This is a genomic window from Lacisediminihabitans sp. H27-G8, assembly GCF_046156175.1.
GTDB lineage: Bacteria > Actinomycetota > Actinomycetes > Actinomycetales > Microbacteriaceae > Lacisediminihabitans.
Genome location: NZ_JAYLVL010000006.1, coordinates 46,458 through 62,754, shown reverse-complemented (window position 1 = coordinate 62,754; position 16,297 = coordinate 46,458). Strand labels below are relative to the sequence as shown.

12 protein-coding genes are annotated in these 16,297 nt (G+C 66.9%); 8 read left to right on the top strand and 4 right to left on the bottom strand.

Annotated elements, in window-relative coordinates; all coding sequences use genetic code 11:
* The first annotated feature begins 35 nt into the window (after nt 1-35).
* Genes VLI63_RS16315 through VLI63_RS16290 form a run of 6 tightly spaced genes read left to right on the top strand, consistent with a single transcriptional unit; the run spans nt 36 to nt 11,241 of the window.
* A complete protein-coding gene (locus VLI63_RS16315) occupies nt 36-1,370 on the top strand; it encodes a multicopper oxidase domain-containing protein (RefSeq protein ID WP_409157916.1) in 1,335 nt (444 codons plus the stop codon).
* 5 nt (nt 1,371-1,375) lie between these two features.
* Nucleotides 1,376-2,740 carry a multicopper oxidase domain-containing protein gene (locus VLI63_RS16310; RefSeq protein ID WP_409157915.1) on the top strand — a complete coding sequence of 455 codons (1,365 nt, stop codon included), beginning with the start codon at nt 1,376-1,378 and terminating at the stop codon, nt 2,738-2,740.
* A gap of 20 nt (nt 2,741-2,760) precedes the next feature.
* Entirely contained in the window at nt 2,761-5,751 is a 2,991-nt protein-coding gene (locus tag VLI63_RS16305) for a multicopper oxidase domain-containing protein (protein ID WP_409157914.1), read from the top strand.
* Nucleotides 5,752-5,808: 57 nt separating this feature from the next.
* Complete coding sequence (locus VLI63_RS16300; RefSeq protein WP_409157913.1) at nt 5,809-6,327, top strand: hypothetical protein; 519 nt, start codon at nt 5,809-5,811, stop codon at nt 6,325-6,327.
* Nucleotides 6,324-8,183, top strand: coding sequence for a copper resistance protein CopC (locus VLI63_RS16295; protein WP_409157912.1), 1,860 nt, complete (start codon nt 6,324-6,326; stop codon nt 8,181-8,183). Before VLI63_RS16300 ends, VLI63_RS16295 begins: the two co-directional genes overlap by 4 nt.
* A gap of 10 nt (nt 8,184-8,193) precedes the next feature.
* Nucleotides 8,194-11,241, top strand: coding sequence for a S8 family serine peptidase (locus VLI63_RS16290; protein ID WP_409157911.1), 3,048 nt, complete (start codon nt 8,194-8,196; stop codon nt 11,239-11,241).
* Nucleotides 11,242-11,286: 45 nt separating this feature from the next.
* On the opposite strand, the gene VLI63_RS16285 is transcribed toward VLI63_RS16290, so the two are convergent.
* Nucleotides 11,287-12,648: an ATP-binding protein gene (locus VLI63_RS16285; protein WP_354576531.1), complete on the bottom strand. Its 1,362-nt coding sequence runs from the start codon at nt 12,646-12,648 to the stop codon at nt 11,287-11,289.
* A 1-nt stretch (nt 12,649) separates the two neighbouring features.
* Complete coding sequence (locus tag VLI63_RS16280; protein WP_409157910.1) at nt 12,650-13,288, bottom strand: response regulator; 639 nt, start codon at nt 13,286-13,288, stop codon at nt 12,650-12,652.
* Nucleotides 13,289-13,641: 353 nt separating this feature from the next.
* On the opposite strand from VLI63_RS16280, the gene VLI63_RS16275 reads away from it, so the two are divergent.
* Entirely contained in the window at nt 13,642-14,427 is a 786-nt protein-coding gene (locus VLI63_RS16275; protein WP_354576529.1) for an IclR family transcriptional regulator, read from the top strand.
* On the opposite strand, the gene VLI63_RS16270 is transcribed toward VLI63_RS16275, so the two are convergent.
* Nucleotides 14,409-14,792: a YchJ family metal-binding protein gene (locus VLI63_RS16270; RefSeq protein WP_354576546.1), complete on the bottom strand. Its 384-nt coding sequence runs from the start codon at nt 14,790-14,792 to the stop codon at nt 14,409-14,411. The two genes, VLI63_RS16275 and VLI63_RS16270, sit on opposite strands and share 19 nt — an antisense overlap.
* A gap of 17 nt (nt 14,793-14,809) precedes the next feature.
* The gene (locus VLI63_RS16265) at nt 14,810-15,265 is read right to left on the bottom strand and encodes a hypothetical protein (RefSeq protein ID WP_354576528.1); all 456 of its coding nucleotides are present in this window, start codon (nt 15,263-15,265) and stop codon (nt 14,810-14,812) included.
* Between the two features lie 103 nt (nt 15,266-15,368).
* On the opposite strand from VLI63_RS16265, the gene VLI63_RS16260 reads away from it, so the two are divergent.
* On the top strand, nt 15,369-16,238 hold the full coding sequence (locus VLI63_RS16260) for an LLM class F420-dependent oxidoreductase (protein WP_409157909.1): 870 nt from the start codon (nt 15,369-15,371) through the stop codon (nt 16,236-16,238).
* Nucleotides 16,239-16,297: the final 59 nt, after the last annotated feature.

The following is a 16,297-nucleotide window of genomic DNA, read 5'->3' as shown; positions in this document are numbered from 1 at the left end:
ACAGCGCCAGCGAGCACCCCCAGGGAGACACGAGAATGATGTTCAAGCAGCCTTTCAGCCGCCGCGACGTACTCAAGCTCGCCGGCGGTGCGGTCGTCATCGTCGGCACAGGCGTCCTGGCAGGCAACGTGCTCAGGCCCGAAGCCGCGGTTGGCGCTGTGGGAGACCCCGACCTCTTCCTGGCCGGGACCGACGGGTGGATCCACTTGCCGGAGACCCCGGCCATCCCGCCGTTCCACCCCGACATCCTGGCGCCGGATCTGCTGACCACCTATATCTTCGGGTTCCGCAATGTCACCGGCCTGACCGACGTCCAAAGGACGAACCAGAAGAACAAGGCCCAGCACTCCGCTCCGATGTTCTGGACGAAGCAGTTCGACCCCGCCAGCCCGGTCGACTTCACGGTGCAACTGACCAACCTCGGCCTGGCTCTGCGGCCCGACCTGTTCGACGCGCACACCCTGCACTGGCACGGCTTCCGCAATGTGATTCCGTTCTTCGACGGGGAACCGTCCGGATCGGTCGCGATCAGGACGGGACGGGTCTTCACCTACGTCTACCGACCCCGCGAACCCGGAACCTACATGTTCCACTGCCACGTGGAGGACGTCGAGCACGTGCACATGGGCATGACCGGCCTGGTGTTCGTCCGTCCGCTGCAAGACGGCCAGACCATCGGCGGGCACAGCAAGTTCATGTACAACGACGGCGACGGCTCGACCGGCTTCGATCGAGAGTTCGGCATGTTCCTCTCGGAGGTGTGGGCCGAGGCGCACTGGGCGGATGCCCACATCCAGCTGCCACAGTGGAGTGACTACCGAGCCGACTTCGGGTTGCTCAATGGGCGCGTCTACCCGGACACCATCGCCCCCAACGCCCCGATCGACGCCGCGGCATCCGTGCACTCCCTCGCGGTACAGACCGAGACTCTGACCGGGGATTTGATCGCCCCGGTCGGGCACCCGGAGCTGCAGTACCAGCCGCAGTCGTCGCTGGTGACCTGTAACGCCGGCGAGACGGTTGCGCTGCGATTCGCCAACCTCGGCTTCCGGGAGCAGGCGATGACCACGGCCGGGATCCGGATGCGGGTCGTCGGTCGCGACGCCACGCCCATGCGGGGACGTGACGGCACCGATACGTCCTATGAGACCGAGACGATCAACATCGGCCCGGGTGAGAGCTTCGATGTCGTCTTCGTCGCGCCCGACCACACCGGTCCCGGTTTTGACACCTACATGCTCTACAACCGCAATTACCCCGTCACAAACAACCTGGCGCCAGGCGGAATGGGCGGTCAGGCCACCGAGATCCGCGTGTATGCCGCTGGCGGCATCCCTCCGCAGAGCTATCCGAACGACCTGGGAGTCTGAGAGCCATGATGAAAGGGACCGCCGTGCTGCAAGGGAAGGTTCGCACCCGGGGCGTGCGCTGGGCAGCGCTGCTGATTGCGCTGCCCCTGGTCGGAGCCGTGATGAGCTCGTTCACCCCGGCGGCGATCGCCGCGCCCCCCGCGCGGGTCGGCATCGAATGCACCACTGGCGTGGGTGGCGGTGCCACGACTCCGATTTTCAACCTGACCACCAAGACCGGATACATCAGTCTGCCCGACGGGAACACGGCGTTCATGTGGGGGTACTCCAGCGGGTTCGGCGCATTCCAGCACCCCGGCCCAGTGTTGTGCGTCAACGCGGGAGACACCGTCACGGTGATACTGCACAACACCCTGCCCGAGGCCGCGTCGATCGTCTTCCCGGGCCAGGAGAACGTTCTGGCCAACGGGATCCCGGCGCAACCCCAGTCGACGGGGGCCGGCCCGATCACCTCGCTCACCAACACGGCCGCGGCCGGGGGTGGGACCGTCACCTACAGCTTCTTGGCCGCCAACCCGGGAACATTCCTTTACGAGTCCGGCACCAACCCAGAGAAGCAGGTGCGGATGGGCCTGTTCGGGGCGCTGATAGTGCGCCCCTCGGCCGTGCCGACGGGAGGGGCGGCCGGGTCGACCGCGAGCGAGTATGCCAACAACAGGAAAGACAGCCGGTTCAAGCCGAGCCAGGAATTCATGGTGCTGCTGAGCGAAATCGACCCCTACCAACACCAGGCCGTCGAGAACAACAAGAGCTTCAACATGAACAACTACCACCCGCGCTATTGGCTCATCAACGGTCGCGGATACCCCGACAGCATCGCGGACAATGGCGCGAGTTGGCTTCCCGCTCAGCCCTACGGGGCACTCGCTCAGATCACGGAGTTCAACCGCACCGCCACCACGCCGGACCAGCCCGGGATGGCCCGGTACCTCAACGTTGGCACCGAGGACTATCCGTTCCACCCGCACGGCAACAACGGCCTGGTGATCGCTCGAGACGGCCGCCCGCTCGAGGGCCCCGCCGGGCAGGATCTCTCGTTCGAGAAGTTCGCCATCAACATCGGTCCGAGCCAGACCTGGGACGTGCTGTTCAAGTGGTATGACGCTGAGAACTACTCCCCGTCCAACCCGGTCCCGGTGACGGTGCCGGCGCTGGCCGACCAGTCGATCGGCGTCTTCTACAGCGGAAGTCCGTACCTCGGGACCAAGGAAGCCTTGCCCCCCGGCATCCAGAGCGTGAACCAGTGCGGGGAGTACTACATCATTTCCCACAATCACGCCCTGTTCCAGATCACGTCCTGGGGCACGAATATGACCGGACCGATCACCTACATGCGGATCGACCCGCCGACGCCCAACAGCTGCGGCTGACCAGGAAGGTGTGGAGAACAATGTCTCACCCGAAGAGCATGAAAAAAGTGATCTCGTCTCTCGTCACCGCGCTGGTGTCGGCCGGAGGACTTGCCGTACTGGTGGCCCTGTTCGGGCCGGCAACGACCGCTCAAGCCGCAACCGCGGCGTGCACCGCACCGGGCGACCTGTATGCGGTGTCGGGGTCGACGACCATTGCCGGCCAGAACGTGACGGTCTGGGGCTACCGCACCACTGCGGGAACCGTGTCCCAGCCCGCCGGACCCACGCTGTGTGCCACCGTCGGGGACACTGTCACGATCACGCTGCACAACCAGCTGACCGAGAACACCGCGCTGCTCTTCCAAGGCCAGCAAATGGTGCCGGACCGCACCGGCGCCGCGCCCGGCGCAACCAGGTCGTACACCTTCACGGCCAGCCGACCCGGCACCTACCTCTACGAAGCGGGCCTGGTACCGGGCGCGCAGCACCAGGTGTCGATGGGCCTGTATGGCGCACTGATCGTGCGCCCGGCGACAGCCGGCCAGGCCTACGACGCGAGCACCACCTTCGATGACGAGGCGGTCGTGCTGCTCAGCGAGATCGATCCGGCACTGAACAACGCCGCCAACCCGGCGGCCTTCGACATGCGTAATTACGCCCCCCGGTATTCCCTGATCAACGGGAAGGCCTACCCGAACACCGACACCATCCCGGCGACGGCCGGGGGCAACAAGGTACTGCTGCGCTACGTCAACGCCGGCAGTCGCTACCACTCACTGGCATCGCTGGGCACCGATCAGAGGGTCATCGCTCTCGATGGCAGCCCGTTGACATATTCACGTCATTACGTTGCGGAAACATTCGGCCCGGGTCAGACGGCGGATGCCGTCGTCACGGCTCCGGGCGCGACGACCGCCGTGACCCGCGTGCCGATCTACGACGGCAGCCTGCTGCTGCACAACAGCACCAGCGCAGGTACCGGCGGAATGCTCACCTTCGTCACGGTCCCTGCGAGCGCTGCCGGCGGATCCGATACCACCGGACCGGTCACCACTGCGGTCACCTACACGGCGGGCGTCCTGAAGGCCACCATCGACGACACCACGACCGGCGGATCGAGCATCACGGGCGCCGAGTACTTCATCGACACCGTGACGGGCACGGGCACCTCGATGGAGGGCAGCGGCGCCGGAGGCGTGTCTGTCACGGCGTCGCTGACCATCCCCACCGGCCAGCACGTCCTCTACGTCCGGGGGCAGGACTCTGCCGGTAACCGCGGCGTTCTCAGCTCCGTACTGGTCACCGGCGGCGACGCGACCGGCCCGACCTCGAAGTCCCCGTCTCTGACCCCCGGCCTCACCAACGGGTCGGCGTCGCGTCTGATCGCCGTGCATGCCACGGGGGATGACACCGCAACGGGCGGCTCGAACATCACGGACGGCGAGTACTTCATCGACGCTGTAGGCACGGACGGATCGGGAGCGGTCATGACCGTGAATACCGCCGCACCGACAGCCAGCCTGGATGCGGTGATTCCCGCGGGAGTCCTCGGCTCCCTTGCCGAAGGCAACCACCTTGTCTCCATCCACAGCAAGGATGCCGCGGGCAACTGGGGCGCGCCGGTCGCCATCACCCTGGTGGTCGACAAGACGGCCCCCGCCACCTCTGGAGTCGTGGTGGCGCCGACACCCAATAACGGCACGCTCGCCTTCAACGGCAGCCCCTCGGCCGTGCGGGTGACGGTGGCGACGATGACCGATCCCCTCGGCGCCGGCGTCAACAGCACCATCAATGCAGCCGAGGCCTTTATCGACACGGTCACCGCGAACGGCACGGGCATCGTGGTCAGAGCCACCGACAGCGTGTACGACAGCGCGTCGGAGTCCGGCTACTTCGAGATCCCGCTCGCGACTGTCGCGCTGCTGGCCGACGGCGATCACAGCATCTCCGTGCATGCGAAGGATGCCGCGGGCAACTGGGGTGCTACCGCGACCACGACCCTGGTGGTCGACAAGGTCAAGCCGGTGGTCAGCGCTGTGACGGCGACTCCGAACCCGACCGCGGGTGCCACCTCGGTGAACCTCACCGCGCAGGCGACGGACAGCCGCACGACGGTCACTCGCGCCGAGTGGTTCTCCGGCGCCGACCCGGGGGCCGGCAACGGCACAGCGATGACCGTCACCGGCACCGGCCCGACCTGGACTGTGGCTTCGCCGGTCGACGTCAGAGGCTTCGCCGAGGGTGCCCGCACCCTCACAGTGCGGGTGCGGGATGCGGCCGGCAACTGGAGCGTGACCGCTTCCACGGTGGTGCAGGTGCAGGCGGCTCTGTCGTTCTCCACCTTCGGCAACAGCAACCCGCCCGGTGTGGGTGGAACGGCCGACGATGCCGATATCTACAGTTGGAACGGCACCGCCTTCGCCCGGCTCTTGGACGTGAGCCTCGCGCCGTACTCCCTGCCGGGCGCCGCCAATGTCGATGGTTTCGACCGGGTCGATGCCACGCACTTCTACCTCTCCTTCACCGACCAGGTGAACGTGCCCGGGATCGGGAACGTGCAGGACGAAGACGTCGTCTACTACAACGCGGGCACCTGGTCGCTGTACTTCGACGGCAGTGTGCGGGGTCTCACCGGGAGCAGGGCAACGGATCTGGATGCGATCAGCGTCGTCGGGGGTCAGCTGTACTTCTCCACCGACAACGCCGCCGTGCCTCCGGGGGTCTCTGGAGCTGGTGACGACGCCGACATCTACAGCTGGAACGGCGCCACGTTCAGTCGGGTGATCGACGCGAGCGCCGCGCCCTACAACCTGCCGGCCAACGCGAATGTCGATGGATTCGTCCGGGTCGACGCGACCCACTTCTACCTGTCCTTCAGTGCAGACACCACAACAGTGCCGGTGCTGGGCGCGGTGCAGGACGAAGACATCCTCTACTACAACGCGGGAACCTGGTCGGTCTACTTCGACGGCACCGCCCACGGACTCACCACCGGAAACCTCGACATCGACGCCTTCGACATCCCCTAGCAAACATCGCCAGCTGGCCGGCAACCCCGTTCGGCGGGCGGAAGAGAGGGAAACACCATGATCACCGAGACGATGCCCGAGTCGAGCGCTGAGCCCGAGACCGAGGGAGATCAGACGCGACCCCGCCGCTGGCGGTTGCTGGCGATCGGCCTCGTGGCTGTGCTTCTGGTCGGGGGCGGCACGAGTGCCGCCTTGGGCTGGTGGCCGGGGCAGAAGGCAGACGTTCGCGCGGGGACCACGCTGGTGACTGCCGAAGGCATGGCCGCCCGCTACGGGATCGATGTCAACCTGATCGGCCTGACAGCGGCAGGGGGACTCGTCGAGTTCCGCTATCAGGTGGTGGACCCCGACAAGGCCGATCGGATGATCCACGACGAAAAGCTGCTTCCCATCGTGGTCGTTGAGGATACCGGTGCGACGATGGTCATTTCCCGGCCCCATCACGCGTCGGAAATCACCCTGGGCGGAACCTACTTCTTCCTGTTCGCCAACGCGCACAACGCCATCCACGCCGGGTCCAAACTGACGCTGGTAATGGGGGACTCCCGCATCGAGCACATCGTGGCCCAGCAATGAACCGCGTCTGGTTGCGGAGGGCGAGCGGCCTGACCGCGATCCTGATGGCCGTCTTCGTCCTGGTTCTGTTCGGGGCGACGCCGGCGTGGGCACACAGTGAGCTCGAGCGATCCGACCCGCCCAACGAGGGCGTGATCGCCGTCGGCAGATCCACCTTCACCCTCTGGTTCACCGAGGCGGTCTCCGCCCAGGCCAGCAGCTTCGAGCTCCACACCTCCGACGGTGCGCGGGTGGCCACGGAGGTATCCGTGTCCCAAGCCGATGACAAGGGCATCGTCCGAATCTCCACACGACCGCTCGCGAAGGCGACCTATGCGCTGGACTGGAAGGTGTTCGCAGTCGATGACGGTCACACGACCCAAGGTTCGGTGGTCTTCGGCGTCGGCACGCGGCCCGCGGTGATCGCTCCCTCCGCCGGAGGGATCTTCGATCCTTCCGGACTGCTGCTCCGCTGGATCGACCTGTCGGCGATCATGCTCGCGATCGGCGCGGTGGTCGTCTCCGGTCGAGTGTTCGGCTCGATGGGCGAGATGGGCGTCTCGCCCCGTCGGCGTTCTCTCCTCGTCGGAGCGCTCGCTCTTGGCGTGGCCGTCGTGTCCGGCGCAGTCGCCCCCTTTCTCCTCACTCAACGCGGAGGCAGCTCTCTCGGGGAGTGGTTCGGCACCACTTGGGCCACCCTGACCGGCACCGAATGGGGCCACCTGTGGCTTGCCCGGGAGATCGCGCTCGCGATCGCGGCCGGCACCGTGTACTGGGCGACTCGCACCTCCCGAGCCGAAGGGCGGCTGATGATCGCAGCCCTGGCGCTCGCGCCTGTCGTCGGGCTGGAGGCGTGTGCCGGTCACGCCTCGAGTCTGCCCAGCGGATCCGCGTTGGCTGTCGTCGCATCCGCTTCCCACCTCGTCGCCGCGGGAGTGTGGGCCGGCGGCCTTGCGATACTCGCCTTCTGCCTGATCCCCATGATGCGCATCCACCCGGGTGCGCGCGCCCGAATCCTGGGATCGGCCTGGCGAAGCTTCGGCCCGATGGCCGCTATCGCCACGGCCGTCTTGGTGGCGACGGGCATCTACGAGGCCGGTCTGCACATCCCCGACCTGAGTTTCGTGGCCGCGACCGTCTATGGCGGCGCCGTCGCCGCGAAGCTCGTCCTGGTCATCGTCGCGCTGGCGCTCGCGGCGATCAACACGATGCTCGTCAATCCGCCTCTGGCGGCCCGGGTGGGTCGCGTCCTCCGGCGTCCGGCGGGATGGGTTCCGCTTTCGCGGCGCCGATTCGTCACCGTCGTCGCCGCCGAGGTGTTCGTGCTTGCTGTTGCCGTTGGTGCCGCCGGTGTGCTCACCTCGGTTCCCACGGCTCGGGAGATCGCCATAGCGACGAGGCAGACGGAGTTGCACACTGCCACCGTCGACGGGCTCTTCGTCACGCTCGAGGAGGTGGCCGCCGGGCAGGGCGAGAGCCGTTTGATCGTCCGATCCCGTTCGATCGTGAAGCTGGAGGAGGCGCCCGTCAGCGCCGTCTCGGTCGCCCTCGCCGGCCCGACCGGCACACGCGAGGTGCAGTTCGACCGCATCGAGCCGGGACGCTATGAAGCAGAGACGGTGAAACCCGGGCCCGGCGCGTGGATAGCCTCCGTGTCGCTGGAACGCGACGGCCTGCCCACGGCGGTCACCAGGCTCCGGCTGACCGTCCCTGCCGAGGATGCCGAAACCGTCCGTCCGCTGCAGCTCGTGACGTCCGCTCTGGCCGTTCTGCTCCTGGCCGTGGCCCTCGGTGCCCTCCTGACCGCCCGCCGGCGCCCGGAACCCGCCGTGGAGCCCGCGTCGCTCCAGGAGTTCAGCCCAACGGGAAGAAGATAGGGAGCCGACGATGAGGAAGACCCTCGCCGTGACCGCGTTAGTCGCTCTTCTCGTAGGGGGGCTCGCCCCGGCCGCGTCGGCTCGGACCAGCACCCCGTCGGGAATCGGCAGGCTATCCGCCGGTGTCCACTCGATGCTGGCCACCCTTCCTCGCGGCGAGATGACCACGGTGATCGTCACCCTGCGGGAGCAGACCAATCTGAAACGCGTCAAGGGGGCCAACCGAGCGGAACGACTGAACGGCACGATCCAGGCGTTGACGGCCACGGCGAACAGCACTCAGGTTCCCCTCCGGGCGCTGTTACGCGCCCGGGCCGCCCAGGGAAAGGTGGCAGGGACCACACCCCTGTGGGTCGTCAATGGAATCTCGGTGACCGCCACCGCAGGCGTGATCCAGGAGCTGGCGGCCCGCCCAGAGGTGGCGAGCATCACCCCCGATACGGTCGCGGTGGTTCCGTCCTCCGGAGCGCCGGAACCCGGCCTCAACACGGTGAGCGCCCCGGCACTGTGGAACCTCGGGTTAACCGGGCAGGGCGTGGTGGTCGCGAGCCTGGACAGCGGTGTCGACATCACTCATCCCGACCTCGCGGGCAGATGGCGCGGAGGCGCAGGCGGCTGGTTCGACCCCTACGGCGAGCATCCCGTGACCCCGACCGATCTCTCCGGCCACGGGACCGCGACGACCGGTGCGATCCTCGGCGGTGACGCAGGCGGCACGTCGATCGGGGTGGCCCCCGGCGCAACGTGGATTGCGGCGAAGATCTTCAACGACAGGGGGGCGGCGACCGTCACCGCGATCCATCAGGCATTCCAGTGGGCACTCGACCCGGATCACGATCCGACTACCGCAGACGCGCCCCAGATCGTGAACGGATCCTGGTCGATCGGCGCGGGGCCCGGCTGCGACCTCTCGTTCCAACCCGACCTCCAAGCGCTGCGCACGGCCGGTATCCTGCCCGTCTTCGCCGCCGGAAACTACGGCTCGGGGGTTTCCTCCAGCGTCAGTCCGGCCAACTACCCCGAGGCCGTGGCCGTCGGCGCTGTCACCGGTGCGGACGTCATCGACACGTCCAGCAGTCGCGGGCCATCCACGTGCGGGGGGCGCACCAGGGTGTTCCCTGACGTTGTCGCGCCCGGCGTCAACATCCGCACTGCCGACCTCTACGGCATGTACCAGACGGCATCTGGCACATCGATGGCGGCTCCGAGCGCGTCCGGCGCGCTGGCGCTGCTGCTCGGCGCGCTCCCGGGACTCTCCACCGATCAGGCGCAGGCCGCACTCACGGCGACCGCCGTCGATCTCGGCGTTGCGGGACCCGATACCGCCTACGGCAACGGACGAGTCAATGTCCTGGCCGCGTACCAGTGGCTTCTTGCGCAACAGGACTTCGGCGTAGCTGTCACGCAGCCCGACGCGACGTCGATCGCCGGAGGGAGCCTGAGCATTCCGGTCCAGGTCATCCGCGCCTTCGGCTTCAGCGGATCCATCTCGCTGTCGCTGTCCGGGCTGGGCGCGACGGAGGCGGACTGGACGTTCACCCCGGTCGTCCTGCCTGCCGGCTCGAGCGCCTCGCAGCTGCTGGTCACCACGACGTCCGAGATTCTCACCGGCAGTCATCCGTTCACCATCACAGCCAGCAGCGGCGCGATCAGCAGAACCGCGACGGGAACTCTGACGATCACAGCGCCCGCCGTGGGAGACACCACCGGTCCGGTTACCCGGTCTGCGTCGATCACACCGAGTCCCACCAATGCGTCGATCGACGCCACCCTGCGTGCTCTCGGTGATGACGTCTCGAGTGGGGGCTCGAACATCGCGCAGGCCGAGTACTTCACGGACACCCGGGGTGCCGACGGGACGGGCACGGCGATGGCTGTCGTCCCCACGGCGCCCGCTGGCGCACCGACCGCCAGCCTGGAGGCGATGATCCCCGCGGCTACCGTGAGCGCCCTCGCGGACGGTAACCACGTGCTCTTTGTGCATGCTCGGGATGCGGCGGGAAACTGGGGTGTGACGGAGATGACGACGCTGCTCGTCGACAAGAGCAAGCCGGTGCTCGGCACTGTCGCGGTGTCTCCGAACCCGACGGCGGGAGCCGCATCCGTGAGCGTGGCGGCGCAGGCGGAGGATGCCTTCTCCACGGTGACCCGTGCGGAGTGGTTCACGGGTGCGGACCCCGGCGCGGGCAACGGGATACCGATGACGGTGACCGGGACGGGCCCGTGGACGGTGTCCTCGTCGATCGACGTCAGGAGTTGGCAAGAGGGCGGCTACACCCTGATGGTTCGGGTACGGGATGCCGCGGGCAACTGGAGCGCGAGTGCCTCCGTCCTTCTCCAGGTGCAGGCGGCATTGTTGTTTTCGACATCCGGCAACAGCGTCGTGCCGGGTGTGGGCGGCACCGCCGACGACGCGGATATCTACAACTGGAACCGCACAGCGTTCAGCCGGACCATCGACGCGACCATCGCACCGTACAAGCTGCCCGGCACCGCCAACGTCGACGGTTTCGACCAGGTGGGCCCCAACCAGTTCTACCTCTCCTTCACCGGTCAGGTGAACGTCCCCGGTATCGGGAACGTGGAGGATGAGGACGTACTGTTCTTCAACGGCACCTCGTGGTCGATGTTCTTCGACGGGAGCACCCACGGCCTTGGCGGGAACAACGACCTGGACGTGGATGCGATCAGCGTCTCGGGCTCGACCCTGTATTTCTCCGTGCTGGGCAACGCGCTGCCGCCCGGAGTGACGGGCAGCGCGGATGACGCTGACATCTACAGCTGGAACGGCACCGCATACAGCAGGGTGATCGACGCAAGCGCCGCGCCCTACAACCTGCCGGCCAACGCGAATGTCGATGGCTTCGTCCGGGTCGACGCGACTCACTTCTACCTGTCCTTCAGTGCCGCGACCACGACGGTCCCGGGACTGGGAGCGGTTCAAGACGAGGACGTGCTCTACTACAACGCCGGCACCTGGTCCGTCTACTTCGACGGCACCGCCCACGGCCTCGGCAGCTCGAGCGCCCTCAACATCGACGCCTTCGACATCCCCTAACGGCAACCGGTCCGCCTCAGCCGGGCCTGGACGGTACTGACGACGCTACGCGCGATCGAGCGCGGCCACGACGATGGTGCCCTCGCCGGGCCGGGAGGTGATGGAGAGCGTTCCTCCCGCGACGTGAACGGTATCCCGCATGATCCGGAGTCCCAGATGACCGTCAGGGGAGGGACGCTCGGGGTCGAAGCCGTGACCGTCGTCGCGCACGATCAGCCTGGTGAACTCGCCATCCTGATTCACGGTGAGCGAGACGCTGCCGGCCTCGGCGTGCTTGATCGTGTTGGCGAGGGACTCTCTCGCCACCCGGTAGAGGATTGCGGCGCGATCCTGGTCGAGGTCGATCCGCTCGGGCAGGGACACGGAGGTCTCGATTCCGTGGTCGATGAGAGGATCGGTCAGCCTCGACAGCGCTTCGGCGAGACCCAGCCGCGCGAAGTCGGGGGGATACAGTTCCGTCGTCATCGACCGTAGCGCGCCGACATTGCGCTGCAGGATTGTGCGCGCTCGGCCGAAAAGGGGGCGTTCCCGCGGCGGCCCGTGCGCTTCTTCCGCCTCGAACGTGTAGGAGAGTCCCGCGAGATCCTGAATGACTTCATCATGGAGTTCCCTGGCGATCCGCCCGCGTTCGAGATCGGAGGCCACAATCGCATGCTGCAACAGGCGACGCCGGGATGCCTGACCGGCCTGGATGCGCTTGGCCAGACGGATCGCGGGCAGAAGCTGGGCGAGTTGCAGGGCCAGCAACGACAGGGTGAACGCGGGGATGATCTCCCGCGCGAGTGCGAGCTGTTGGGCGCTCACGGCCTCATCGTCGAAATAGGTCTCGAAAATGAAGGGCTGGCCGGAGGCACCGATCGCGCTCACGTTCACCTCGACAAGCGCTCCCAAAGCGGAATCCTGCTCGTTGTCGAGTCGCTGTTCGGTGCCGAACGACGCTCTTTCCGTGCCCCGAGCGATCAGGTCCGAGCTCCAGTCGGGGAGCGGATAGGTTCGACCGATCAGCGACGGTAGATCGGAATACAGGATCAGCCCGCTGGGATCCCAGACCTTCATTCTTTGGATGTAGTTGCCGGCCGCCCAGCGCGCCAGCCGGTCATTGAGCCTGCGCCGGGCGGTGGGGTCGCCGGCGAGGAGTTCGTCGGTGATGAGGGGGGCGACCGCGTAATCGGCGATTTCGTGTGTTCGCTCGACAGCCGCCGCCAGGGTGTAGCGTTCGGCCTGGCCACGGATCCACAGCGCAACCGGCACGGAGATCACCACGAGTGTGACCAGCCCGATCAGGAGGAACCTGATGACGGCGGCGCGCACTTCGGAGCGCTCGACGGCCGCGTCTTCGTCGTGGCGGGACGCGCGGGCCGCAGGATTCGGGGGCTTGGGTGCCCCCCGAATCTGCGGGCGAGGCATGTCAGTGTGCCCCGACGAGTCCGAGTCGGGTAGCGCTGACGACAGCCTCGAGCTGGGTGTGCACCCCGAGCTTTGCGAGGATGGACTTCACGTAGCCGCGGCAGGTGTTCTCCGAGATTCCCAGAATGACGGCATTGGCCCTCACGTCGTTCCCGTCCGCCATCAGGCGCAGGACCTCGAGCTCCCGAGGGGTGAACGTCTGAGTCGAGTTCTGGCGCTCGTGCTGGTTCCACCGCGCGTACAGCTGGGCGACCAGCGAGGGGTGCACCATGAAGCCGCCGGTCCGGACGTTGCGGAGAGTGTTCAACATGCCGGCCAAGGACCCGTCCTTCGGCAGGAAAGCTCCCACTCCGATCGTGGCGGCGTGCTGGACCCCCTCGGGAGTGGGATCGCCCGTCAGCATGACGATTCGGATGCCGGGGGACTCGGCAAGGATCGAGGCAGCGACACTCAGGCCGTTGACGTCGGGCAGGTGGTAATCCAGCACGACGAGGTCGGGATTCAGCTCGCGGCAGAGGCCGATCGCGCGACGGCCGCTGTCGGTCGAACCGACCGTCAAGAGGTCCGGTTCTCGATCGAGAGCCTCCGTCAGAAGCTCGGTGAACGTCGTATGGTCGTCGACAATGAGGATCCGGATCATGGCACTCCGCGGGCAAGGAGTCATTGGGTCGGGGCTGACCCGTCGTGCTGTGTTGCGCATTCCGTATCAGGGTTGGGACGCGTGGCTTCATTATCCATGCGCGGAGCACCGGTTGTGACCACCCCGTTACCCCCAGTTCGGGTGTCAAAGCACAGGTCTGGGGATCGCCGTTGCGCGGCGGTCCCCGGGGACGATTTCCCCCCGCGCGCTACCGGACCGTCCGGGATCCGGGTTTCGAAGTCGGTGGCATCGGCGCTGCCGCCACCCACCAGGTCTTCTCGGGCCGTGATGCTCCTCGACGGTAGGCTGAACACCGTCTCAGATACGGGACAGTCGACCGGGTGGGGGACGCGATGGATGACCGGCCCTCACAGTCCGCACCGGCAGCGCACCACACCCTCCGGATCCTCGGTCTGCTGTCGGCGCAGCGCGGGCCCGTCGCCGCATCGACCATCGCGCATGCCCTCGACCTTCCGCGCTCGACGGTCTATCGCCTGCTCGGCGTGCTCGAGGAGCATGGCTTCGTGCTGCATTTTCCGGAGGCACGGCGCTACGGAATCGGCATCGCCGCCTTCGAGCTGAGTTCGGGATTCATGCGCCAGGAACCGCTCACGCGGCTGGGCCGGCCCATCCTCTCGGCACTCGTCGATCGACTCGGGGAGAGCGCGCACCTGGCGGTGCTTCATGGTCGCGACGTCGTCTACCTCATCGAGGAGCGCGCGCCGCGGCGTCCCCACCTGGTGACGGATGTCGGAGTGAGGCTGCCGAGCCACGTCACCGCGAGCGGTCGGGCGCTGCTCGCAACCCTCCCGAAGTCTCAACTTCGCGCTCTCTTCCCCTCGAGTGAGAGTTTCGCGCACCACTCCGACACGGGACCGTCCAGCTATTCCGAGCTCTCCCGACTGCTCGAGAGCGTGCGCGAACGTGGATTTGCGGCGGAAGATGGGGACGTGACGGAGGGCATCGCCTCGGTCGCGGTGGCCGTGCGAGACCATGCCGGCTGGCCGGCCGCGGGTATCGCCGTATCGTTCCCGCGAGACGCGATTCCGGTGGAACGCTGGGCGGAGCTCGCCGACCAGATCGGCACGGTCGCGGCCGAACTCTCGCGCAGGATCAGCGGTCAGGCTTCGCCGAGGTAGACCCAGTGGCGGTCCGCGCGCACGAAGCGGCTGTTCTCGGACTGCACTCCGGCCGTGCCATCCGCTGCCCGCCAGTAGGCACGGAAGTCCACGGTTCCTGCGGTGTCGAGGAGCCCGCCCGCTGTTCGCGCGACGATATCGAGACGGTACCAGCGCAGTCCCGCATCGAGCTCGAAGGAGGCCGGACGCGTATCCGGATGCCAGCTGGCCAGGAGGTAGTCGGGGTCTCCGACCGCGAACGCCGAGTAGCGAGACCGCATGAGTCGCTCGGCTGTCGGTGGCCAGGCGGCACCACGGTGGAAGGGAGCGCAGCACTCGTCATAGTTGTCGCCGCTGAGGCAGGGGCAGCGCATGTCGTTCGCCATCCGTCGGGGTGCGTCCGTCACAGTGGTGGCCCTCCGGTAGCGATGTTGATGAGTCCGATGGCTACCAGGAGCGCTACGACTGTCAGAGCGATTCCGGCGAGGGGGACCCACCAACACAGTCTAGATTTTGCGCGATTCCTGACAATCACGACGATCGTCGCGAGCAGAACCGCAACCGAGACCAGCGGAACGATGAACGATGCGACGGTGCCGAGCGTGTAGTCGCAGCTGGGGAGTGGGTATCCGCACGCATCGAACGCGAAGGGGAGGAAGACGTTGAGGAAGATCAGGTAGGCGCTGCTTGCGACCTGCAGCGCCGTGAGGATCACCGACACGGCCAGGTCGACACTTCGGGCTTCGGGGCTGGCGAGTCGACGGTCGCGCAGTCGACTTCCCCGACCGGGATCGACGGGATTGCCCAGCGGATCGTCCAGGGAGTCGGACGTCGCGTTCAGCCGGCGCAACTCGTCCATGAGGCGAATATAGCTCACCACCTCGGGCGGGTGGGGGATCCCGTCCCGCGTTGCATCGGGCCGGAACCGGTCATGCCTCGCGCTTCGAACGTAGGCTCGATCCATGAAACTCGGCATCCACTTCTCCAACTTCACCGTTACCGGCCAGCCGGAGTCGATCGCCTCCGTGTTGGCCGCGACCGCCAGAGCCGCTGACCAGGGAGGGGTCTCCGCGTTCACGCTCATGGACCACTGGTTCCAGATGGAGCAGATGGGCGGACCCGCAGAACCGATGCTCGAGGGCTACACCGGTCTGGGCTTCGTCGCCGGTATCACCGAGAGGATGTCACTCGGCCTCTTGGTCACGGGTGTCACCTATCGGCATCCCGGGCTTCTCGCCAAGACGGTCGCCACTCTCGACGTGTTGTCGCAGGGGCGTGCCGTGCTCGGCATCGGCGCGGCCTGGTACGAGCGCGAGCACCTCGGGCTCGGTGTGCCGTTCCCGTCGCTCCGCGATCGATTCGAGCAGCTCGAGGAGACTCTCCAGATCTGCCGACAGATGTGGAGCGATGACGACGGGCATTACGACGGACGCCACTTCCAGCTGGCAGAGACCATCTGCATCCCGCGCCCGCTCCAGGCACCGCGCCCGCAGATCATGATCGGCGGCAGCGGCGAGCAGAAGACCCTCCGACTGGTGGCGCGCTACGCCGACTCGTGCAACCTCTTCGCGGTGAGCCACGAGGTCGTGAAGCACAAGATCGCGGTGCTCGCCGGGCACTGCGAGACCGAACAGCGCGACCTCGCCAGCATCGAGAAGACGATCATCGGGGGTGCCGATCCGCTCGAGGACGTGGATGGATTCCTCTCCAGCATGTCGGAGTACGCGGCGATCGGTGTGGACCAGATCACGATGAGCCCGCACGGGAGCGATCCGGTCGCCTGGACGGAGCGCATGGTGGAGCGGGTTCTTCCCCGCCTCGCCGAAGTCTGAGTACGAAACCCTGGGCACGATCATGCAGCGAACTGTAGGTATCGCGGAGTATTTTTGAC

Excerpts from the sequence above, each read along its gene's own strand:
- VLI63_RS16315 (WP_409157916.1), top strand. The coding sequence starts at position 36 with ATGATGTTCAAGCAGCCTTTCAGCCGCCGCGACGTACTCAAGCTCGCC.
- VLI63_RS16310 (WP_409157915.1), top strand. The coding sequence starts at position 1,376 with ATGATGAAAGGGACCGCCGTGCTGCAAGGGAAGGTTCGCACCCGGGGC.
- VLI63_RS16305 (WP_409157914.1), top strand. The coding sequence starts at position 2,761 with ATGTCTCACCCGAAGAGCATGAAAAAAGTGATCTCGTCTCTCGTCACC.
- VLI63_RS16300 (WP_409157913.1), top strand. The coding sequence starts at position 5,809 with ATGATCACCGAGACGATGCCCGAGTCGAGCGCTGAGCCCGAGACCGAG.
- VLI63_RS16295 (WP_409157912.1), top strand. The coding sequence starts at position 6,324 with ATGAACCGCGTCTGGTTGCGGAGGGCGAGCGGCCTGACCGCGATCCTG.
- VLI63_RS16290 (WP_409157911.1), top strand. The coding sequence starts at position 8,194 with ATGAGGAAGACCCTCGCCGTGACCGCGTTAGTCGCTCTTCTCGTAGGG.
- VLI63_RS16285 (WP_354576531.1), bottom strand. The coding sequence starts at position 12,648 with ATGCCTCGCCCGCAGATTCGGGGGGCACCCAAGCCCCCGAATCCTGCG.
- VLI63_RS16280 (WP_409157910.1), bottom strand. The coding sequence starts at position 13,288 with ATGATCCGGATCCTCATTGTCGACGACCATACGACGTTCACCGAGCTT.
- VLI63_RS16275 (WP_354576529.1), top strand. The coding sequence starts at position 13,642 with ATGGATGACCGGCCCTCACAGTCCGCACCGGCAGCGCACCACACCCTC.
- VLI63_RS16270 (WP_354576546.1), bottom strand. The coding sequence starts at position 14,792 with ATGGCGAACGACATGCGCTGCCCCTGCCTCAGCGGCGACAACTATGAC.
- VLI63_RS16265 (WP_354576528.1), bottom strand. The coding sequence starts at position 15,265 with ATGGACGAGTTGCGCCGGCTGAACGCGACGTCCGACTCCCTGGACGAT.
- VLI63_RS16260 (WP_409157909.1), top strand. The coding sequence starts at position 15,369 with ATGAAACTCGGCATCCACTTCTCCAACTTCACCGTTACCGGCCAGCCG.